Here is a 20,400-nt window from a genome sequence, read left to right on the forward strand (position 1 = left end):
CTTTGTGAGCCAATGAAAGTCGGTGTGTCAGCGGAGGTCAGGAAGGGTCGGACGGCGTGGCCCCACCGGGGTTGGTCGGTGTGACGAGCGGGCGCTGGGTTGCCTTGTGCTGCTCGTACTCGCCGTATGCCGTCTCTGTCGACGCGAGCTCGCTGACCTCGGAGACGGGGACGTCCCACCACGAGTCGGAGTCGGGCGCGTAGATCGTGGGGTCGGTCTCGACATGGATGACGACCGGTCCGCCATCGGCCGGCCACGCCTTGGCCTCCTTGATGGCCTGGCGCAGCTCGTCGGGCGAGTGCGCCTCGATCACGTGAGCGCCCAGGCTGCGGGCGTTGGCCGCGAGGTCAACCGGCAGCACGTCGCCGTCGAGGCGTCCCGATGACACGTTGCGGTAGCGGTACTTGGTGCCGAAGCGCTGGGAGCCGAGCGACTCCGACAACGACCCGATCGAGTGGAACCCGTGGTTCTGCACGAGGACCACGACGACCTTGACCCGCTCCTGAACGGCGGTGACGAGCTCGGTCGGCATCATGAGGTAGCCGCCGTCGCCGACCATGGCGAACACGTCGCGGGTCTCGTCGGCGAGCCGGATGCCGATGGAGGCCGGCACCTCGTAGCCCATGCAGGAGTAGCCGTACTCCACGTGGTACGCCTTGCGGTCGCGGACCCGCCACAGCTTGTGGATGTCACCCGGCATCGAGCCGGCCGCGCACAGCACGACGTCGCGGGGGTCGCTGAGCTCGTTGACCGCACCGAGGACCTGGCCCTGGGTGAGCAGCCCGTCGGCGAGTGCGTCGGTCACCTCGGCCGGCGGGTTGTAGGTGCTCTCGACCTCGGCGTCCCAGGCGGACCAGAGGTCGGCCTGCCGCTGCCGGTACGCCTCGTCGACGGACCAGCCCGCGAGCGCGGACGTCAGTGCCGCGAGGGCCTCACGAGCATCGGCGACGATCTGGAGCCCGGCGTGCTTGCCGGCATCGAACCGGGCGACGTTGAGGTTGACGAAGCGAACTCCGTTGCCCTGGAAGGCGGTTCGCGAGGCAGTGGTGAAGTCGCTGTAGCGCGTGCCGATGCCGACGACGACGTCTGCCTCGGCGGCGAGCGCGTTCGCGGCGGTCGTCCCGGTGGAGCCGATGGCACCCATCTCCTGCGGGTGCCCGTGTGGGAGCGAGCCCTTGCCGGCCTGCGACTCCCCCACGGGTATGCCGGTCTGCTCGCAGAACGCCCGGAGCGCGTCCTCAGCGCGGGAGTAGTGCACGCCGCCGCCGGCGACGACGAGCGGTCGGCGGGCCGAACGGATCACCGCTGCGGCATCGGCGATGTCGACCGACTCTGGCAGGGGACGGGCGACCCGCCAGACACGCTCGGCGAAGAGCCCGACCGGCCAGTCGAAGGCCTCGGCCTGCACGTCCTGCGGGAGCGCGATCGTCACGGCCCCGGTGTCGACCGGGTCGGTCAGGACGCGCATCGCGCCGAGCAGCGCGGAGGGCAGCTGCTCCGGCCTGCTGACCCGGTCGAAGAACCGTGACAGCGGGCGGAAGGCGTCGTTGACCGTCACGTCCGCGGCATACGGCACCTCGAGCTCCTGGAGCACGGGCGACGACACGCGCGTGGCGAACGTGCCGGACGGGAGCAGCAGCACCGGGAGCCGGTTGATGGTCGCGAGAGCCGCACCGGTGAGCATGTTCGTCGAGCCGGGGCCGACGGATGCGGTGCACGCCCACGTCTGCAGCCGGTCCTTCTGCCGCGCGTAGGCCACCGACGTGTGAACCATGGCCTGCTCGTTGCGGGCCAGCACGTAAGGAAGGCGCTGGTCGCCGGACTCGATCAGCTCGTTCTGGAGCAGCGCCTGGCCGATGCCGGCGACGTTGCCGTGGCCGAAGATGCCGAAGACACCCGCGAAGAGCTTCTGGCGCTCGCCGTCTCGCTCGCTCCACTGGTTGGCGAGGAACCGGACCACCGCCTGGGCGACGGTGAGGCGGACCGTGTCGGCTGCGTTGCTCATCGGGCACCTCCGAAGGGGAGTCTGGGGTCGACCGGCTGGGTCGACCAGGTGTCTCTGACCCAGCCGTGCGCCGGGTCGTCGCAGATCAGCCAGGCCCGCTCGGGACCTGGGCCGGCCATGACGTTGAGGTAGTACAGGTCGTAGCCGGGTGCGGCCATGGACGGGCCGTGCCACCCGTGCGGCACGAGGACGACGTCGCCGGAGCGCACCTCGGCCATGACGTCGATGGGCCGGTCGTCGGTGCCGTAGACCCGTTGGTAGCCAACGGGATCCGCACCGACCGGAGCGTTGGCGCCGGCCTCGACGGCGGCTTCGAAGTAGTAGATCTCCTCGAGCTGGGTCTCTTCGCCGCCTCGCTCCTCGTCGTGCTTGTGCGGCGGGTAGGAGCTCCAGTTGCCGGCCGGGGTGACGACCTCGCAGGCGATGACCGAGTCGGCGTCCAGCACACCCGGGATGCCGAAGTTGCGCACCTCGCGGCTCGCGGTGCCCGCACCGCGGAGCTCGACCGGCACCTCGTCCGAGTGCACGTGCCGGAAGGTCGTCGCGCCGGCCTGCTTGCCTGCCACGGCGAAGGCGAGTGCGACCCGGGCGTCGCCGCGGGCGGTGACGGAGAGCCGGGATCCCGCAGGCACGTAGGCGACGTCGGTCGCGCCGGTGAAGACCGACTCGCGCCCGGCGAGCACCGCCTCGTGGCTGCCCGACGCGTCTTCGCTCGACACCACGACAGACCCGTTGAGCGGCACGACGACGAACTCCCGGTCACCGGTCACGAGACCGCGCGACTCCCCCGAGGCGAGCCGGCCGGCATACAGCCCGGTGTGCTCCCAGCCGGAGGCGTCGGGCTCGACCACGACGTCCCAGCCGTCGCCGCCGGCGGTGCCGAATGGACGGTGCCAGGTCATCGGCGGTCCCCGTGGACCAGCTCGGCGGCGATGTCGACGGCGGAGGCGACGTCCCCGTCGGGCGGGTAGAGCAGCGCGCGACCGACGACCAGCCCGCGCACGGCGGGGATGTCGAGGGCCCGACCCCACGAGGCGTACGTGTCCTGCGGGTCGCCCTTGGGGTCACCGCCGAGCAGCAGGGTCGGCAAGGTCGTCGCGTCCATGACCCGGTCGAGCTCGTCGACGACGGGCAGCTTGAGCCACGTGTGTGCGCTCGACGCGCCGAGGCCCTGGGCGATGTGGATCGACTTGATCGTCGAGTCGGGGTCGAGTTGGTTGACGACGCGGCCCCCCTCGTGCGTCGACAGGAACGGCTCGATCATCGCCATGAGGCCGCGCTCCGCGAGCGCGGTGATGGCGTCGGCGCTGGCCTCGAGCGTCGCCGCGGTGCCGGCGTCCTCGAGACAGATCCGGGTGAGCATCTTGCCGCCGTCGAGTCCGCGCGCGGCGATCTCCGCGGCTGTGTATGCCGTGAAGCGGTCGTCGAGCTCGAACGAAGCCCCTTGCAGGCCACCGCGGTTCATCGAACCGATGGCGATCTTGCCTTCGAGCGCGCCGAGCAGCAGCAGGTCGTCCAGGATGTCGGCCGTGCCGAGCACACCGTCGACCCCGGGGCGGTCGAGCGCGGTCGCGAGCCGGTCGAGCAGGTCGCTCCGGCTGGCCATCGCGGAACCTCGGTCACGCACGCCGAGGGCCCCGCGCGCTGGGTGGTCGGCGGCCACGACGAGCATCCGGCCGTCGCTGCCCACCAGGGGGCGCCGTTCGCGCGCGGCCCACGCTGAGGCGATCCGGCCGGGCTCACGCACACGCACCTCGGTGAGGTCGGCAACGGACAGGCGCGGTCGCTGCGGGGTGGTGGTCATCGTGCCTCCTCGGCAATGGGAGCGAAGGTCGTCGAGCCGGTGAGCCGCTCGTCCACTTCGGCGGTGGTCGGCATGGCCGTCGAGCACTCGAGCCGCGAGGCGACGATCGCGCCTGCGACGTTGGCGAACTCCAGGACCCGCCGCAGGTTCCAGCCGGACAGCAGTCCGTGGCAGAGCGCGCCACCGAAGGCGTCGCCGGCTCCGAGCCCGTTGACGACCTCGACCGGGAAGGGCGGCACCTCGACGCGCTCGTCACGCGTCGCTGCGAGCACGCCCTTGGGGCCCTGCTTGACGACCGCGATCTCGACGCCGCGCTCGAGCAGGGCGTCGGCGGCGCGCTGCGGGTCGGTCTCGCCGACCGCGACCTCGCACTCCTCACGGTTGCCCACGGCGACCGTGACGTGCTCGAGGGCCCGGCCCACCTGCTCGCCGGCCTCGGCGGGGTCGGCCCAGAACATCGGCCGGTAGTCGAGGTCGAGCACCGTGTGCGTGCGTCGGCCGCGTGCGGCCCAGGCGGCGAAGTGCGCCGCGCGGCTGGGCTCCTGGGACAGGCCCGTGACGGTCGACCAGTAGACGCCGGCGTCCCGGATCGCGTCGAGCGGCAGCTCGTCGGGCTCGATCATCAGGTCGGGGGCGATCGGCCACCGGTAGAAGTAGAGCGGGAAGTCGTCCGGCGGGAAGACCTCGCAGAAGGTCACGGGCGTCGGCGGACCGTCGACCGCCGAGACGAACCGGTCGTCGACCCCGAAGTCCTGCAGCGCCTCGTGGACGTAGCGCCCGAACGCGTCCTTGCCGGTGCGGGTGACGAGCGCGACGCGGCGCCCGTGGCGCGCGGCGGCGACCGAGACGTTGGTCGCGCTCCCGCCGAGGAACTTCTCGAAGGTCCGCACCTTCTCGAGCCCGACCCCGTGCTGGAGCGGGTAGATGTCGACGCCCACGCGGCCGATGGCCACGACGTCGAAGGCCGGCGAGCCAGGCATGAGGCCACCTTCCGCGTTCACAGGTTCTCGATCTCCTCGAGACGCACGACGCGCCCCTCGCGGCGGGACAGCTCGCACGCCTCGGCGACACGGAAGGCCTGGAGGGCGTCGTCGACGCTGCACGGCGTGGGCAGCACGCCGCGGGCCACGGCCGCGAAGGCGGTGAGCTCGGCGCGGTAGGCCGGCAGGAACCGCTCCATGAACGACCAGTGGCGGGGGCCGCGCGGGTAGTCGGCCGCCGGCTCGGCCGAGGTGACGGCGAGCGAGTCGTCGTAGCCGACGCCGATGGTGCCCTCGCTGCCGCGGACCTCCATGCGCACGTCGTGGCCGCCCCCGTTGTACCGCGTCGCCGAGAGCGACACGAGGGTGCCGTCGTCGAGCGTGAGCAGGGCGGCCGCCGTGTCGACGTCGCCGGCCTCGGTGAAGAAGTCCGCGCCCTTGTTGGCTCCCGTCGCGTACACCGAGACGACCTCACGCCCCGTCACGAAGCGCAGGATGTCGAAGTCGTGGATGGAGCAGTCGCGGAAGAGGCCGCCGCTCGTCGGGATGTAGGCGGCGTGCGGCGGCGACTGGTCGCCGGTGTTGGCGAGCACCGTGTGGATGAAGCCGAGCTCGCCGCTCGCCACCGCCTGCTGCGCACGGCGGTAGCCGACGTCGAAGCGGCGCTGGAAGCCGACATGGACCGGGACGGCGGAGGCGGTGGCCAGCTTGGCCAGCTCCATCGTCTCCTCGAGCGTGGATGCGACCGGCTTCTCGCAGAAGGTCGGCACGCCGGCAGCGACGCCGAGGCGCAGCAGCGGGGCATGCCCGGGCGTCGCCGTCGCGATGACGAACCCGTCGATGCCGCCTTCGAGCAGTGCCTCGGGCGACTCGGCGAAGCCGATGTCGAGACGATCTGCGACCGCCCGGGCGGCCGAGGGGTCCAGGTCCGTGACGACGACCTCGTCGACGTCGCGCAGGCCGCGCAGCGTCTCTGCGTGGAAGGCACCGATCCGGCCTACGCCGGCGAGTCCGATACGCACAACACACTCCCTTGGGTGGCACTCTTCGTCGCCCGGGGCGCCGGGCGCACGGTCCGACACTCTGTCGCCCGTCGACATCGATGGTCGCGTCGTCTCACCCTTGCTGTCAAGCAAATGTTAGAACATTCTGATGTTTGATCAATTGCTTGACAGAGCGTCCTGACTGCTGCATCCTCCTGTTTGCTGGCACCGCCGCCGGGGTCGCGGACATCCACTGACACCGATGACGGCGCCGGAGCGGAAAGGGCACGCAGCTCGTGGCCCTGCGCAGTCGATGGCGAAGACCTCGCCACACACCGTTCGACCAGGACGGACGAAGCCAGACCTGAATACGGACGGCGGACCCGGAGACGGCCCGCCCAGAGCAGAACGACACGGTCTCCCCATCGCTGCCCGTGTCATCCCGGACCAGCCCGGTCCCGCTCCCGACCTCCACTGTCACAGCTCGTCGCGTCCGCGTCAGGCGACCGGATTCCGCGACAGACGAAAGGAATCAACGATGATCCCTCGAACTCGAAAGAGTTTGACCGTCGCCGCTGGCATTGCCACGGCAGCGACCCTCGCCCTGGCTGCCTGCAGCAGCGGCGGCGCCCCCAGCACCACCTCTACCGGCGGGGGCGGGGGTGGCGGCGGCAACAGCGGCTACACCTTCGCGATGATCACCCACGAGACGCCTGGAGACACGTTCTGGGACCGGATCAAGGCCGGCGCCCAGCAGGCGGCGAAGGACACGGGTTCCACCCTCAAGTACTCGTCCGACCCTGATGCGACCAAGCAGGCGGTGCTGATCCAGAACGCCATCGACTCCAAGGTCGACGGCATCGCCACGACCCTGGTCACGCCGGACGCGCTGATCCCCACCATCAAGAAGGCCGTCGCGGCCGGCATCCCCGTGGACAGCTTCAACTCGGGCATCGACTTCTTCCAGCAGGCGGGAGCGCTCACGCACTTCGCCTCCAACGAGAAGCTCGGCGGGCAGCAGGCCGGAAAGAAGGCCGCCGCAGCCGGTGCCACGAAGATCCTCTGCACCATCCAGCAGTCCGGGTCGGTGGCCCTCGAGGACCGCTGCGCCGGCGTCAAGGACTCCTTCCCGAACACCGAGAACCTGCAGGTCAACGGCGCCGACGACGCCGCCGTCACCACCGCCATCCAGGCCAAGCTGACGGAGGACAAGACGATCAACTGGGTCATCACCCTCGGCGCACCGCAGGCCCTCGACACGATCAAGGCCGCCCAGGGCGCCGGGAGGACGGACGTGAAGATCGGCACGTTCGACACCAATCCGGACGCGGCCCAGGCCGTCCAGGACGGCAAGATCGAGTGGTTCATCGACCAGCAGCCCTACCTGCAGGGCTACATGGCTATCACCCAGCTGTACCTGTTCAAGAAGAACGGCAACGTCCTCGGTGGCGGCCAGGCCGTACTGACCGGCCCCTCGTTCGTCGACAAGTCGAACATCGCCCAGGTCCTCCCCTTCATCAAGCAGAACACTCGCTAACCGCCTCCAGGGGGCCGGGCCGTCGGGTCCGATCGGGCAGCCCGGCCCCCGCCGAACAGCACTGGAGCTGTCATGAGCAGTACATCCGTCAAGACCGACCCATCGCCCCCGGCCCCCACCGACGCGTCCAACCGGGTCACCCTGGGCTGGACCAACCGGCTGCTGGCCCGTCCCGAGATCGGCGCCCTGGTCGCGGCGATCGTCATCTTCGTCTTCTTCCTCATCGTCGCACCGGCCTTCCGCACCCCGGCATCCTTCTTCACCGTGCTGTACCAGTCCTCAACGATCGGCATCGTCGCGGTCGGGGTCGGGATGCTGATGATCGGTGGCGAGTTCGACCTCTCGGCCGGTGTCACGGTGACCACGGCCGGCCTCTTCAACGCGATGTTCTGCTACCAGCTCGGGATCAACCTGTGGGTCGGCGCGATCCTGTCGCTGGTGCTGTGCCTGGCCATCGGGTTCCTCAACGGCTATCTGGTCATGAGGACCGGCATCCCGAGCTTCCTGATCACTCTGGGCACGTTCTTCGTGCTGCAGGGCGCGAACCTCGGCGTGACCAAGCTTGTCACGGGGTCCGTGTCCAGCCCGAACATCAACCAGATGGCGGGCTACAGCTCCCTCAACTGGATCTTCGCCAACCAGTGGCAGATCGGCTCGATCACGCTCAACATCACCGTCATCTGGTGGTTCCTGTTCGTCGGGCTCTCCGCCTACGTGCTCCAGAGGACGAAGATCGGCAACTGGATCTACGCCGTCGGCGGCAACGCCGCCTCGGCTCGCGCCGTCGGGGTGCCGGTCACCCGGGTCAAGGTCGGCCTCTTCATGACCGTGTCATTCCTCGCGTGGTTCGCCGGCATGCACTACCTCTACAACTTCAACACGCTCCAGGCCGGCAACGGCGTGGGCAACGAGTTCCTCTACATCATCGCCGCGGTCGTGGGTGGCACGCTGCTGACCGGCGGCTATGGCAACGCCATCGGCGTTGCCATCGGCGCCTTCATCTTCGGCATGACGAGCCTCTGCATCGTGTATGCCGGGTGGGACCCGAACTGGTTCAAGGCCTTCCTCGGCGTCATGCTGCTGCTCGCGGTGATGGTCAACCTCTATGTCAAGCGACTCTCGACAGCCCGAAAGGTGGGTTGACATGACTGACACCCTTCACGAGCACGCCGACCCGGAGCTGCACAAGGGCGAGCCGCTCGTCGAGATGATCAACATCGGGAAGACCTATGGCGCCATCCGCGCCCTCAAGGGAATCAACCTCACCGTCAACGCCGGAGAGGTCACCTGCGTCCTCGGCGACAACGGCGCGGGCAAGTCGACCCTCATCAAGATCATCTCTGGCCTGCACCCGCACAATGAGGGCACGCTGAAGGTCGATGGGCAGGAGGTCCAGTTCACCAGCCCCCGCGACTCGCTCGGTCACGGGATCGCGACGGTCTATCAGGACCTCGCGGTCGTCAGCCTGATGGAGGTCTGGCGCAACTTCTTCCTCGGCTCCGAGCTCACCTCGTCGACCGTTCCCCTCGCCCCGCTCAAGATCAGCGAGATGAAGGAGATCGCCGACCAGGAGCTGCGCAAGATGGGCATCGTCGTCAAGGACATCAACCAGCCGATCGGCACTCTCTCCGGCGGCCAGCGCCAGTGTGTCGCCATCGCCCGGGCGGTGTACTTCGGCGCCCGCGTCCTCATCCTCGACGAGCCGACGGCGGCACTCGGCGTCAAGCAGTCCGGCGTCGTGCTCAAGTACACCGCCGCAGCGCGCGATGCGGGCCTCGGGGTCGTCTTCATCACCCACAACCCACACCACGCCTATCTCGTGGGCAACCATTTCGTCATCCTCAAGCTCGGCCAGGCCGTCCTCGACAAGAAGCGGTCCGAGGTCGCGCTCGACGAGCTGACCCGGCAGATGGCCGGCGGCGACGAGCTGACGGAGCTCTCCCACGAGCTGCAGGGCAGCTGAGGACACGAGGGAAGGAGGCACCATGAGCGTCGCGGTCGCGCACCAGGTGCGGTCGTCGAGCGACCTCGTCCTCGCCGAGGGAGCTCGCCAGGCCCGCTTCCGGGAGACTGGTCTCGTCGTGATCCATGTCGTCGACGCCCTCGACAGCGATGTCGCGGAGGCGACCCGGGCCGGCATCTCCGACTCCGTCGAGCGCGTGCTCGGCACGACCGGCGCAGAGCCGGTCGAGGTCGACGTGCGCCTCGTCGCCGGAGGGCATGAGATCGGCGACGTGTCGGAGGCGATCCTCACCACCGTCAGGGAGGTGCGCCCCGACCTGCTCGTCATCGGGGCGCGCCGCCGCTCGCCGGTCGGCAAGGCATTCCTCGGCAGCGTCGCGCAGAACATCATCCTCGACTCGGACGTGCCCGTCCTCGTCGTGAAGAGCCCACGGTGACGGCGTGGGGGTGTCATCGTATGAGCATGTCCTGTCATGCCGACGTCGAGCCGCTAGGTTGCGCCCATGTCGAAGACGGTTGACGTCCGGATCGACCGCGGGACACCGGTCCCCCTCTACCACCAGCTGGCGGAGCAGCTGAGCGCTGCCATCACGGCGGGGGACCTGCAGCCCGGCGACTCGTTCGAGAACGAGCTGGCCATGGCGGACCGTCTGGGCCTGTCGCGCCCGACGGTCCGCCGGGCCATCCAGGAGCTCGTCCAGCAGGGCCTGCTGCTGCGCCGCCGTGGCCTCGGCACGACGGTTGCAGCCCGCCAGATCCACCGCCGGGCCGAGCTGACCAGCCTCTACGACGACCTGCGCCGCGAGGGCGGTGGCGCCGAGCCGCGCACGACCGTGCTCACGCACGAGGTCGTCGAGGACGCGGTCGCCGCGACGGCGATGGAGCTGCCCGTCGGGACGCCGCTGCTGCACGTCATGCGGCTGCGCAGCAACGGCGACCGGCCCCTGGCCATCCTGCAGAACTGGCTGCCGCCGCGATACTCCGACATCAGCCGCGACGAGCTCGAGCACGACGGCCTCTACGCCCTGCTCCGGGCCCGCGGCGGCAAGCCCGTCGTGGCGCACCAGCGCATCGGCGCTCGCACGCCGTCCGCCTCCGAGCGTCGGCACCTCGGTCTGCGCGCATCCCAGCCGGTCCTGACGATGACCCGCACCGCGTTCGACGCGGTCGGCGACCCGGTCGAGTACGGCGACCACTGCTACCACGCGGAGGACTACACGATCGAGGTCATGCTCGACGAGCGCTGACCCAACCACGTCGTCCTGCGCAACACACCCGGAAACCTCCAGCTCCTCCGAGTTGCAACTGTGCCGAGGTGACGATTTCCGGGTGTGTTCGGGTCGGTGCCGTGCGTCAGTGCGTGGGCAGGACGAACGTCAGTATGCCGTTGACGACCGCGACCGCGAAGGCGCAGCTGGCCATCACGAGGAGCAGCCGCCCGCCGGGACCCTGCGCCAGGCCGCGCCCGGAGCGCAGGCTCGCGGTCGCCAGCCGCGAGCGTCGCTCGGCGAGCCACCAGACGAGTCCGCCGCCGACCGCGACGAGGACGACCACGACACCCACCGCGAGCCAGGACCCGCCGGCGAGGAAGAGCCGGGTCACGAGCAGGCCGACGCCTGCGAGCGCCAGGCAGGTCCGGCGCCACGCCAGCACGGTTCGCTCCGGCTGAAGGCCGGGGTCCCAGGGCCGTTGCGGCTCAAGGCGACTCATTTGGCCAGCACACCGACGAGGACCAGGATCGCCGTGGCCGCCCCGACCAGGCTCAGCACGAGCGTCATCGGGGTCGAGGGGAGCGGTCGGCCGAGCCGCATTGCGCGTTCGGCGCGCCGCCAGCCGAACCAGGCCAGGACGGGCGTCGTCGTCCCGGCGGCGAGCAGCAGGATCGAGGCGGCGAGCCGCCAGCCGGGGTGGATGTCGAGAGCGAGTGCCTCGAGTGCCACCCCGCCGGCGGTCAGCGCGAGGCCGGTGCGGATCCACGCCAGGAAGGTGCGCTCGTTGGCCAGCGTGAACCGCGGGTCAGGCTCGGAACCCACGCCGAAGACCGACTCGGGGAACCGTCTCTCCCCGTTCGATGTGTTCCCGCGCGGCATCCGGCGCCCGACTACATCGACGCGGCGGGCTTGAGGACGTCCAGGCCGAGGAACGGTCGCAGCGCCTCGGGCACGACGACCGAGCCGTCCGGCTGCTGGTGGTTCTCGAGGATCGCCACGAGCCAGCGGGTGGTGCCCAGCGTGCCGTTGAGCGTCGCGACCGCCCGGGTGCCCGAGCCGTTCGGGTCACGCTCGCGGGTGTTGAGCCGGCGGGCCTGGAACGTCGTGCAGTTCGACGTCGAGGTCAGCTCGCGGTACTTGCCCTGGGTCGGCACCCAGGCCTCGCAGTCGAACTTGCGTGCGGCGGGTGTGCCGAGGTCTCCGGCTGCGGTGTCGATGATGCGGTAGGGCACCTCGATCTTGGCGAGCATCTCGCGCTCCCAGTCGAGCATTCGCTGGTGCTCGGCCTCGGCGTCCTCCGGCCGGCAGTAGCTGAACATCTCGACCTTGTGGAACTGGTGGACGCGGATGATGCCGCGGGTGTCCTTGCCGTGCGAGCCGGCCTCGCGGCGGTAGCAGGCCGACCACCCGGCATACCGCTTGGGGCCGGCCGCAAGGTCGATGATCTCGTCGGCGTGGTAGCCGGCGAGCGCCACCTCGGACGTGCCCGTGAGGTAGAGGTCGTCGGCCTCGAGGTGGTAGACCTCCTCGGCGTGCGCGTCCATGAAACCGGCGCCGACCATGATCTCGGGACGGGCGAGCGTCGGGGTGATCATCGGCGTGAACCCGGCCCCGGCGGCCTGGGCCATCGCCATGTTGAGCAGCGCGAGCTCGAGCCGGGCGCCGACACCGGTCAGGTAGTAGAACCGCGCCCCGCCGACCTTGGCGCCACGCTCCATGTCGATGGCGCCGAGCCGCTCGCCGAGCGCGAGGTGGTCGAGCGGCTCGAAGCCCTCGGCCGCGAAATCCCTTGGGCTGCCGACGGTTTCGAGCACGACATAGTCGTCCTCACCGCCGGTCGGGACGCCGTCGATGATGACGTTGCCGACCTGGCGCAGCAGCGCGTAGAGCTCGGCCTCGGCGTCCGAGGCCACGCTCTCGAGCGCCTTCACCTCCTCGCTGAACGAGGCCGCGTGTGTGCGCGCCTCGTGGGCGGCCCGCTCGAGCCGGCCGACGTCGGCGTCGCCCGACTTCTTGGCCTTCTGGAACGCGGCCATCGCCGCACCGACGTCCTTGCTGACCGTCTTCTGCTCGGCGCGCTTGCCCTCGAACTCGCCGAGGGACGACCGGCGGCGCTCGTCGGCTGCGAGGATCGCGTCCACGATCCCCGGGTCCTCTCCGCGGGCCAGTTGCGAGGCGCGGACCCGGTCGGGTTCGTCGCGCACGAGCTTGATGTCGATCACGCGGGCCAGCCTATAAGGCAGGTCCATATGCCGCCGACCTCGTTTCCGTGACAGCGCCCTACGCGGGCTACCCAGCCACAGCTGTGTCGACGGTGGAAAGCCCCAGCTGCCGCCAGGCCTTGACCATGGACCGATCACCAGAGACGCCGATGACCTCGCCGCCGGTGATCAGCAACGAGGTCGCAACGTGGACGGCGTCGAAGCCCCGGAGTCCGAACCGGAGGCTCATCGCAGCCGCCGAGCGCCCCAGATCCGATGTCACGCTGATGAGGTCGATCGACTCGACGATGCGCTCGAGCCGAGCCACCGCCAACCGGAGGCCGTCCGCGTCGAGCCGACCTATGCGTTGGGCCTTCGTCAGAGATGCAGTGGCCTCGGGCCACAGCACAGCTGCGGACACACATCGGTCGACAGACGTCCAGACTCGACGACTCAGCTCCGAGGCTGGCTCGGCGACAAGCAGCGGGATCAACGCGGAGGTGTCAAAGTACGCAACGGTCACCGCCGCTCCTCGAGCAGGACCTCGACCACCGAGCCGCTCGGTGAGACGAGGGTTTCGGGCAGCCACCGCGATTGCGTCCCCCTCGTCGCCAGGCCGGATGCGATCAGCTCGTCGAGAACGCCGATCGCACCGACCGGACGGATCTCGGCAATCGGGCGTCCACGCTCAGTGACGATGACGGTCTGGCCAGCCTTGACGCGCTCCAGCTGTGCGCTCAGGTGCGCCTTGAGCTCTCGCACGCCTACCTGTGCGCCCGCATCCGACATTGTGACCACCTCAGGATTTGATGTAGTCACCATGCTAGCAAGTCCAGACGTCAGGGTCCGGAGGGATCAGCTGTTCGGTTGAGATCGCGTTGTCATCGCAGTGGATCAGGAAGAGCTCCCGCGTGTCGTTACGGTAGGCAGCGATGGTCCCGTTGACCAGGTGGTCGAACGTGAAGCCGTCGAAGTCGGGTCTGCCATCAAGGTGAGCCAACGCGCCTGGGCGGAGGAAGTGGTCGATGAGATAGGCCAGCCAGCGCTCAGCAGCCCTGCTCTTATCGGCGCCATCCCACGCGAGGCAGCAGCCCTCAACACAAGGCACCCAGTCAAGGTGCGGATAGGGCGTTCCGTCCTTGGGCGTCAGCGACGCGAACGGGTCAGGCTCGGGTCGCGGTCGGCCTGACCATGCGCCTGACTCCCTCGACTGCGCCACGGCTCGTGGGTTCATGGCGACCTCGTAAGGCTCCGAGTGACCCGGTGTCACTGAGACCCCCTGATGGGACGAGTCTGCTGTGCGACCTCGCGGAGCTGATGGTGCCAGAACGATGGAGCGTGACGGATGAGCACGGCGGTATGAGCCACGTCCTTGTCACGGTCGTCTGCCGTGAAGGCCGGGTCATTCCGGGTCGCCATGAGCTGGACTGGATGTTGGCCTGGCGGTATTCAAACCACCCGCGCGGAGCGTTCAACGGCGACGTCTACGTGGTGACCCCGCATGGGTGGACGGGCCTGTCGGACCAACGAGCGGGTTTCGTTCCTCGGCTCCCCGCCCCCACGGGCTGACCATCCAGTGAGGGCTGGCCGATGCTCGTCGACACCACGCAGCCCGATGGACAGACGTATGCCGTGTGCTCCCCCAGGGCACACGGCATACTCTGCTGGTGGTTCGCGTCGGGTTACTTCACCTCGGCGCGGGTGAGGCGCCAGATCCCGACACCGAGCGGCAGCATGACCCAGACCGCGACGGACACCGCGAGGTGCGCCCACTGCGCCCCGGTCAGAGAGCCCTCGAACAGCGGGGCCATTGTCTGGTTCATGTCAAGCCACTCGGCGGCCGAGTGCAGCCACGACACCATGCCGCCGAGGATCGACCACACGGTCGGCAGGATGAAGTAGACGACGATCGCGGCCGGCGTGTTCTTGAAGAGCATGCCGAAGCCGACGCCTTGGGCGATGCCGAGGAGCACGTAGGCACCGGCACCGAGCAGGACGAGCCCGCCGATGGTCCAGTCGGCCTCGATGCCGCGGAAGGTGATGGCCGACTGGTGCGCGATGCCGGCGAGCACGAGCGAGAACGCGAACGCGCACACCCCGACAACGAGCGCCGAGACCAGCTTGGCCCAGGCGATCCGGATCCGGCGCGGCTCGAGCCCGAACGTGACGAGCCCGGTGCGCTGCGACCACTCCGACGTGACGGCCAGGATGCCGACGACCGGGAGGATGATCGCGATCGGCATGGTCGTGGCCTGGAGGTACTCCTCGAAGCTGTGCTGGCCGCCCTTGTTGAAGAACATGATCGTCAGCGCGACGGCGATGATGGCGCCGATGCCGATGATGAGCCAGCGGCCCGCGCGGGTGTCGAGCATCTTGCGCAGCTCGACGGCGACGAGGCGGGTGAACGGCACGCCCTTGGTCGGGCGCGGGCCAGGGATCCGGTCCGGGATCTTCGCGGTCGCCGGCAGGGCGGACTCGGCGTTGGGGGACGTGACGGTGCCGGTCACGGCGGTCGTGGCGGTCATGCCGCCACCTCCTCTCGTGCGGAGTCGGCCGTGAGGTCGAGGAACATCTCCTCGAGGCCCCGGCTGTCGCCACCGCGCAGCTCGGTCAGGATGATCGCGTTGGCCGCGGCCACGCGGCCCACGGCGATCGGCTCGGCTTCGACCTGGACCCCGCCGGCCGGCGTCCGCTGGGCGACGATGGACTGGGCGGCGAGGGCGCCGATGAGGGCGTCGTCGTCGGTCGAGCGGACGTAGGTCCCCGCCCCGGCGAGCAGCTCGTCCTTCGTGCCCTGGGCGACGATCTTGCCGTGGCCGATGACGATGATCTCGTCGGCGACGCGCTCGATCTCGTTGAGCAGGTGCGAGCTGAGCAGGACAGTGCCGCCCTCGTTGGCGTAGCCGCGAAGGAGGTCGCGCATCCACCGGATGCCCGCCGGGTCCAGGCCGTTGGCCGGCTCGTCGAGGATGAGCACCTCGGGGTCACCGAGCAGCGCGTGGGCGATGCCGAGACGCTGGCGCATGCCGAGGGAGTAGTTGCGGACCCGGCGCGAGGCCTCCTTGTCCGTGAGGCCGACGAGCTCGATCATGTCGTCGACCCGGCGACGGTCGACACCCATGAGGACGGCGCCGAGTGTGAGCACCTCGCGGCCGGTGCGGCCGGCGTGCTGGGCCGAGGCGTCGAGGAGCAGGCCCACGTGGCGGCCCGGGTTCGGCAGTGCGGCATACGGCCTGCCGAGGACGGTCGCGCGACCCGAGGTCGCAGGGGTGAGGCCGGCCATGACCCGCATCGCGGTCGTCTTGCCGGCGCCGTTCGGTCCGAGGAAGCCGGTGACGAGACCGGGCTTCACCTCGAACGAGACATCGTCGACGGCCGTGAACGGGCCGTACCTCTTGGTGAGTCGTTCCACTGTGATCATGACGGCAAGCCTCTCGAAGCGGGATGTGCGCGCACATCAGTCATCAGCCTGATTTCGACCCCTACCAAAGTCGCACCCGACCCTGACCCGAGTCAGGGTCGCGTCCCTGAGCGACGTCCTTTGGTCGGTATGCCGCTCGCCGCCACTCTGCCTACGCTGGGTCGCGTGCCACTTCCTCGCGTCGCCCGGACCCGCCGGGGTCACATCTGGGGTGAGACGTGGCGCCTGCTCGTCGCGTTCCTCTTCGGGCTGGCGATCTGGGGGATGGTCCGCTCGGAGCTGCACACGATGCATGCCGAGCCCCGGTTCGGCGAGGACTGGCTGTTCGTCGACCTGCTCCTCGGCGTCGTCGCGACGGTCCTGCTGCTGTGGCGGCGGCGCTGGCCCCTCGCGGTCGCCCTGACGACAACGCTCATGAGCAGCGTGTCGTCCGTCGCCATCGGGGCGTCGGCGGTCGCGCTGGTGTCCTTGTCGACCCGCCGCCGGTGGAGGGACCTCGTCGTCATCTCGGTCCCCTACTTCGTGTCCGGCTGGGTCCACGACTGGGTCTTCCGCCCGGGCCTCGAACCGCAGCCGTGGTCGAACGTCATCATCGGCACGCTGGTCTTCGCCGTCCTCGTCGCGATCGGGTGGGCGGTCGGCGAGCGGCGGGCCTTCGTGGCGTCGTTGCATGAGCGGGCGGTCACCGCGGAGCGCGAGCAGGCGATGCGGGTCGTGCAGGCGAAGCTCGCCGAGCGGGCCCGGATCGCTCGCGAGATGCATGACGTGCTGGCGCACCGGATCTCCTTGGTGTCCATGCATTCCGGGGTGCTGGCCTACCGCAAGGACCTGACGCCGGACGAGGTCGCCGCGACGGCCGAGATCGTCCGCGACAGCGCCAACAAGGCCCTCGCTGAGCTCCGCGCGGTCCTCGGGGTGCTGCGCGACGTGCCGGGCGCCAACGGGTCAGAGGCCGGGACCTCGCCGGGCGGGTCGTCCGGTGGGTCGGCCGGTGCGTCGGCTGGTGGGTCGGCCGGCGACGCGGTAGGCGCTCCCGAGCCGCCCCAGCCGACCCTGCGCGACCTCGACGAGCTGCTTGCCGAGGCCACCACCGCAGGTGCGACGGTCGTCGTCGAGCGGTCCGGCGACCTCGACGACGTCCCCGAGCAGGTCTCGAGGAATGCGTACCGGATCGTCCAGGAGTGCCTGACGAACGCGCGCAAGCACGCGCCGGGCATGACGGCGTCCCTCGCGGTAGCGCGGCGGACCGAGCCCGACGGGACCGACGCCGTCCACGTCATGGTGCGAAACGGCATACCTCACACGTCGCAGGAGCCGGTCCCATCCGTCGCGCCGGCCCGTGGGTCGTACATCGGCGAGGACGGCGTCGGCGGCACACCGCCCACCTCGGTGCCGGATCGGGTCACGGCGCCGCCGGGCGCCGGCATGGGGCTGCTCGGGCTCACCGAGCGGGCCGTGCTTGCCGGCGGTGAGCTGAGGTACGGCCAGGACCGGCGCGGCGACTTCGTCGTCACGGCCCGGCTACCGTGGGCCGCGTGAGCGCCAACGTGTCGGGGGCCGAGCGGTTGACACGTGTCGTCCTCGTCGACGACGACGCGCTGGTGCGGGCGGGCCTGCGCATGATCCTCGGCGGCACACCCGACCTCGCCGTGGTCGCCGAGGCCGGTGACGGCATCGAGGCCGAGCGCGTGGTCGCCGAGCACCGACCCGACGTCGTGCTCATGGACATCCGGATGCCGCGGCGCGACGGTCTCGAGGCCACCCGGAGGCTGCTGTCCGAGTCTGCGCGCGCGGGCCGCGACCATGAGCTGCGGATCATCGTGCTCACGACCTTCGACGCCGACGACATGGTCGTGCAGGCCCTGCGCGCCGGGGCCAACGGCTTCCTCCTCAAGGACACTGAGCCGGCTCGCCTCGTCGAGGCGGTCCAGCTCGTCGCGTCCGGTCAGCCGATCCTGTCGCCGAGCGTGACCGCGACCCTCATGGCCCACGTCGCCTCGGTCGACTCGGCCGACTCCGCGGAGACCGCGCGGCGACGCTCCGCGCAGGCCCGGCTCGTCGACCTCACCGACCGCGAGCGCGAGGTGGCGCTCGCCATCGGCCGCGGGCTGTCCAACGCCGAGATCTCGCGCGAGCTCTACCTGTCCGTCCCGACCGTCAAGGCCCACGTATCGCGGATCCTCGACAAGCTCGGCGCCGACAACCGCGTGCAGATCGCCATCGTCGTCCACGACGCCGACCTCCTCTGACGCGCCTGACCCAATGTCATAGTCCGGCGCGCGTCGCGCCTGGACTGACGAGCGAAGCGAGCGTCAGCGAGCGAGTCGAGGAGGGAAGGCGCGACGTCAGTGCGCGCCGGACACGGTGAGCGGAGCGAGCCAGTGTCATGAAATTCGACTGGACGGGACCGGGCCCGGCGGCATACGTTCTCTCCCGTGTGGATCTCCTGATGCCTTCGTGCCCGCCCGCCAGGTCGTGACCTCTGACGTCACCCGCGGGGCCCTGCCGATCATCAAGGACTCTGATGCCATCCACGCTCACCATCTCTGATCTCGACGTCGTCTTCGGCGCTCGCACCCTGTTCACCGGGCTCGACCTGACCCTCGCCGACGGCGACGTCACGGCGGTCGTCGGGCCGAACGGCTCCGGCAAGTCGACCCTGATGCGCACCATCGTCGGCGAGCTGGCCGTCGAGTCGGGCTCGATCCGGCTCGCGCCACGGGACGCGACTCTCGCCTGGCTCCCGCAGGTGCTTCCCGACCCGAGCGAGACCCTGCTGGCCTACGCTCGCCGTCGCACCGGGGTCGAAGCGGCCGACGCCGAGCTCGAGTCTGCCTCTGCCGCAATCGCTTCGGCCGCCCCCGAGGCTGACGACCGGTACGCTCACGCCCTCGAACGCTGGCTGGCCCTGGGGGCCGCGGACCTCGAGGACCGGCTGCCCGAGGTCGCGGCGAAGGTGGGCCTCGATGTCGATCCGTCGCGCCCGCTCGGCACGCTCTCCGGCGGACAGGCGGCCCGCGCCTGCCTCGTCGCGGTGCTGCTCAGCCAGTACGACGTGCTGCTGCTCGACGAGCCCACGAACAACCTCGACACGCGTGGTCTCGACCTCATGGCGGACTTCGTCCGCTCGCACGAGGGCCCGGTCCTCATCGCCAGCCACGACCGCAGGTTCCTCGACGAGGTCACCACGAACGTCGTGGAGCTCGACCTGCACCAGCAGCGGATCGGCCACTACACCGGCGGCTACAGCGAGTTCGTGGCCCAGCGGTCGCTCGCCCGGGCCCAGGCGTGGGAGGCGTACGAAGGGTATGCCGCCCGGCGAGACTCGCTGCTGGCCCAGTCGCGCCAGCGGCAGGAGTGGGCCGACAAGGGCCGCCGCAACGTCGCCACGGGCGGCGAGCCCGACAAGCACATCCGCGAGAAGCACCTGGCGCGGGCCGACCGTCAGGCGGCGAAGGGGGCTCGGCTGGAGCGCGCGGCCGACCGCCTCGACAGCGTCGCCCAGCCCCGCAAGGAGTGGCAGCTGCGCTACACCATCACCGAGGGCCGGCCGTCCGCGGACGTCGTCGCGACCTTGGCGGACGCGGTGGTCGAGCGGCACGGGTTCCGCCTGGGCCCAGTGTCTCTCGTCGTCGGACGCGGCGACCGGATCGCGGTCATCGGCGACAACGGGAGCGGCAAGACGACCTTGCTCAGCGCACTGCTGGGCGACCTTCCTCTGACATCGGGGCGCCAGTCACTCGGCACCCGTGTCTCGGTGGGCGTCCTGGACCAGAGCCGAAGCCTGCTCGACGCCGACGCGCCGGTGGTCGACGTCGTCCGACGCGCGCTCGGCAAGAGCTCGACGACGGGCCGGGAGTGGACGCCGGCTGACGTGCGCACCCTCCTGGCCAAGTTCGGGCTCGGGGCGGGGCACATCGGCCGGGCCGCCCGGAGCCTGTCGATGGGCGAGCGGACCCGGGCGCTGATGGCGCTGTTCCAGGGCCGCGAGGTGAACGTCCTCGTGCTCGACGAGCCGACGAACCACCTCGACGTCGACGCGATCGAGCAGCTCGAGGCCGCGGTGGCGGCCTTCTCGGGGACCGTGCTCGTGGTGAGCCACGACGCGAGCCTGCTCGACGGCATACGGCTCACTCATCGGTGGACCCTGGCCGACGGCGACGTGGCGGTGGAGGTCCTCTGAGCCCCGGCGATCGCGGCAGGTCGGGGAGATCCTCGCGCACGTGGTGCGTGGAAACCTCCCCGACCCAGGGCGGAGTCCCTCCCATTGGGCGACGATCTGCGCCACGCTGGGTC

General features: G+C 70.1%; 21 protein-coding genes. 8 read left to right on the forward strand and 13 right to left on the reverse strand.

Features of this window, described 5'->3' with window-relative positions:
• Positions 1 to 37 precede the first annotated feature (37 nt).
• From iolD to ACYVLP_RS04280, 5 genes are read right to left on the reverse strand one after another with little or no spacing between them, the layout of a single operon-like run.
• Positions 38 to 2,005, reverse strand: a complete 1,968-nt coding sequence (gene iolD, locus ACYVLP_RS04260; protein WP_460626091.1) for a 3D-(3,5/4)-trihydroxycyclohexane-1,2-dione acylhydrolase (decyclizing) — start codon at positions 2,003 to 2,005, stop codon at positions 38 to 40.
• A complete protein-coding gene (gene iolB, locus ACYVLP_RS04265; RefSeq protein ID WP_460626092.1) occupies positions 2,002 to 2,907 on the reverse strand; it encodes a 5-deoxy-glucuronate isomerase in 906 nt (301 codons plus the stop codon). The genes iolD and iolB overlap by 4 nt, the downstream gene beginning before the upstream one ends.
• The gene (locus tag ACYVLP_RS04270; protein ID WP_460626093.1) at positions 2,904 to 3,809 is read right to left on the reverse strand and encodes a Cgl0159 family (beta/alpha)8-fold protein; all 906 of its coding nucleotides are present in this window, start codon (positions 3,807 to 3,809) and stop codon (positions 2,904 to 2,906) included. Before ACYVLP_RS04270 ends, iolB begins: the two co-directional genes overlap by 4 nt.
• On the reverse strand, positions 3,806 to 4,789 hold the full coding sequence (gene iolC, locus ACYVLP_RS04275; RefSeq protein WP_460626094.1) for a 5-dehydro-2-deoxygluconokinase: 984 nt from the start codon (positions 4,787 to 4,789) through the stop codon (positions 3,806 to 3,808). Before iolC ends, ACYVLP_RS04270 begins: the two co-directional genes overlap by 4 nt.
• A gap of 17 nt (positions 4,790 to 4,806) precedes the next feature.
• On the reverse strand, positions 4,807 to 5,811 hold the full coding sequence (locus ACYVLP_RS04280) for a Gfo/Idh/MocA family protein (RefSeq protein WP_460626095.1): 1,005 nt from the start codon (positions 5,809 to 5,811) through the stop codon (positions 4,807 to 4,809).
• 499 nt (positions 5,812 to 6,310) lie between these two features.
• Here ACYVLP_RS04280 and ACYVLP_RS04285 point away from each other — a divergent pair, with 499 nt between their 5' ends.
• The 5 genes from ACYVLP_RS04285 to ACYVLP_RS04305 all read left to right on the forward strand — a co-directional run bounded on the left by ACYVLP_RS04285 (position 6,311) and on the right by ACYVLP_RS04305 (position 10,518).
• Complete coding sequence (locus ACYVLP_RS04285) at positions 6,311 to 7,309, forward strand: substrate-binding domain-containing protein (protein WP_460626096.1); 999 nt, start codon at positions 6,311 to 6,313, stop codon at positions 7,307 to 7,309.
• Positions 7,310 to 7,381: 72 nt separating this feature from the next.
• Positions 7,382 to 8,452: an ABC transporter permease gene (locus ACYVLP_RS04290; protein ID WP_460626097.1), complete on the forward strand. Its 1,071-nt coding sequence runs from the start codon at positions 7,382 to 7,384 to the stop codon at positions 8,450 to 8,452.
• A gap of 1 nt (position 8,453) precedes the next feature.
• Entirely contained in the window at positions 8,454 to 9,272 is an 819-nt protein-coding gene (locus tag ACYVLP_RS04295) for an ATP-binding cassette domain-containing protein (protein WP_460626098.1), read from the forward strand.
• 22 nt (positions 9,273 to 9,294) lie between these two features.
• Positions 9,295 to 9,708: a universal stress protein gene (locus ACYVLP_RS04300; protein ID WP_460626099.1), complete on the forward strand. Its 414-nt coding sequence runs from the start codon at positions 9,295 to 9,297 to the stop codon at positions 9,706 to 9,708.
• Positions 9,709 to 9,774: 66 nt separating this feature from the next.
• Positions 9,775 to 10,518 (forward strand): GntR family transcriptional regulator, encoded by a 744-nt coding sequence (locus tag ACYVLP_RS04305; protein ID WP_460626100.1) that lies wholly within the window; start codon positions 9,775 to 9,777, stop codon positions 10,516 to 10,518.
• A 106-nt stretch (positions 10,519 to 10,624) separates the two neighbouring features.
• On the opposite strand, the gene ACYVLP_RS04310 is transcribed toward ACYVLP_RS04305, so the two are convergent.
• The 8 genes from ACYVLP_RS04310 to ACYVLP_RS04345 all read right to left on the reverse strand — a co-directional run bounded on the left by ACYVLP_RS04310 (position 10,625) and on the right by ACYVLP_RS04345 (position 16,104).
• Positions 10,625 to 10,981, reverse strand: coding sequence for a DUF202 domain-containing protein (locus ACYVLP_RS04310; protein WP_460626101.1), 357 nt, complete (start codon positions 10,979 to 10,981; stop codon positions 10,625 to 10,627).
• Positions 10,978 to 11,361, reverse strand: coding sequence for a YidH family protein (locus ACYVLP_RS04315; RefSeq protein WP_460626102.1), 384 nt, complete (start codon positions 11,359 to 11,361; stop codon positions 10,978 to 10,980). Before ACYVLP_RS04315 ends, ACYVLP_RS04310 begins: the two co-directional genes overlap by 4 nt.
• An 11-nt stretch (positions 11,362 to 11,372) precedes the next feature.
• Positions 11,373 to 12,704 (reverse strand): serine--tRNA ligase, encoded by a 1,332-nt coding sequence (gene serS, locus ACYVLP_RS04320; protein ID WP_460626103.1) that lies wholly within the window; start codon positions 12,702 to 12,704, stop codon positions 11,373 to 11,375.
• A gap of 67 nt (positions 12,705 to 12,771) precedes the next feature.
• Positions 12,772 to 13,206, reverse strand: a complete 435-nt coding sequence (locus tag ACYVLP_RS04325; protein ID WP_460626104.1) for a type II toxin-antitoxin system VapC family toxin — start codon at positions 13,204 to 13,206, stop codon at positions 12,772 to 12,774.
• Complete coding sequence (locus ACYVLP_RS04330; protein ID WP_460626105.1) at positions 13,203 to 13,472, reverse strand: type II toxin-antitoxin system Phd/YefM family antitoxin; 270 nt, start codon at positions 13,470 to 13,472, stop codon at positions 13,203 to 13,205. The genes ACYVLP_RS04325 and ACYVLP_RS04330 overlap by 4 nt, the downstream gene beginning before the upstream one ends.
• Positions 13,473 to 13,506: 34 nt before the next feature.
• Positions 13,507 to 13,917 (reverse strand): hypothetical protein, encoded by a 411-nt coding sequence (locus ACYVLP_RS04335; RefSeq protein WP_460626106.1) that lies wholly within the window; start codon positions 13,915 to 13,917, stop codon positions 13,507 to 13,509.
• A 448-nt stretch (positions 13,918 to 14,365) separates the two neighbouring features.
• Entirely contained in the window at positions 14,366 to 15,208 is an 843-nt protein-coding gene (locus tag ACYVLP_RS04340) for an ABC transporter permease (protein ID WP_460626107.1), read from the reverse strand.
• Positions 15,205 to 16,104 (reverse strand): ABC transporter ATP-binding protein, encoded by a 900-nt coding sequence (locus ACYVLP_RS04345; protein WP_460626108.1) that lies wholly within the window; start codon positions 16,102 to 16,104, stop codon positions 15,205 to 15,207. The genes ACYVLP_RS04340 and ACYVLP_RS04345 overlap by 4 nt, the downstream gene beginning before the upstream one ends.
• A gap of 165 nt (positions 16,105 to 16,269) precedes the next feature.
• Here ACYVLP_RS04345 and ACYVLP_RS04350 point away from each other — a divergent pair, with 165 nt between their 5' ends.
• The 3 genes from ACYVLP_RS04350 (at position 16,270) to ACYVLP_RS04360 (ending at position 20,287) form a co-directional block, all read left to right on the forward strand.
• Entirely contained in the window at positions 16,270 to 17,643 is a 1,374-nt protein-coding gene (locus ACYVLP_RS04350) for a sensor histidine kinase (RefSeq protein ID WP_460626109.1), read from the forward strand.
• The gene (locus ACYVLP_RS04355; RefSeq protein ID WP_460626110.1) at positions 17,640 to 18,353 is read left to right on the forward strand and encodes a response regulator; all 714 of its coding nucleotides are present in this window, start codon (positions 17,640 to 17,642) and stop codon (positions 18,351 to 18,353) included. Before ACYVLP_RS04350 ends, ACYVLP_RS04355 begins: the two co-directional genes overlap by 4 nt.
• Positions 18,354 to 18,628: 275 nt before the next feature.
• Positions 18,629 to 20,287 carry an ABC-F family ATP-binding cassette domain-containing protein gene (locus tag ACYVLP_RS04360; protein WP_460626111.1) on the forward strand — a complete coding sequence of 553 codons (1,659 nt, stop codon included), beginning with the start codon at positions 18,629 to 18,631 and terminating at the stop codon, positions 20,285 to 20,287.
• The last annotated feature ends 113 nt before the right edge of the window (positions 20,288 to 20,400 follow it).

This window comes from Intrasporangium mesophilum, from assembly GCF_054783095.1.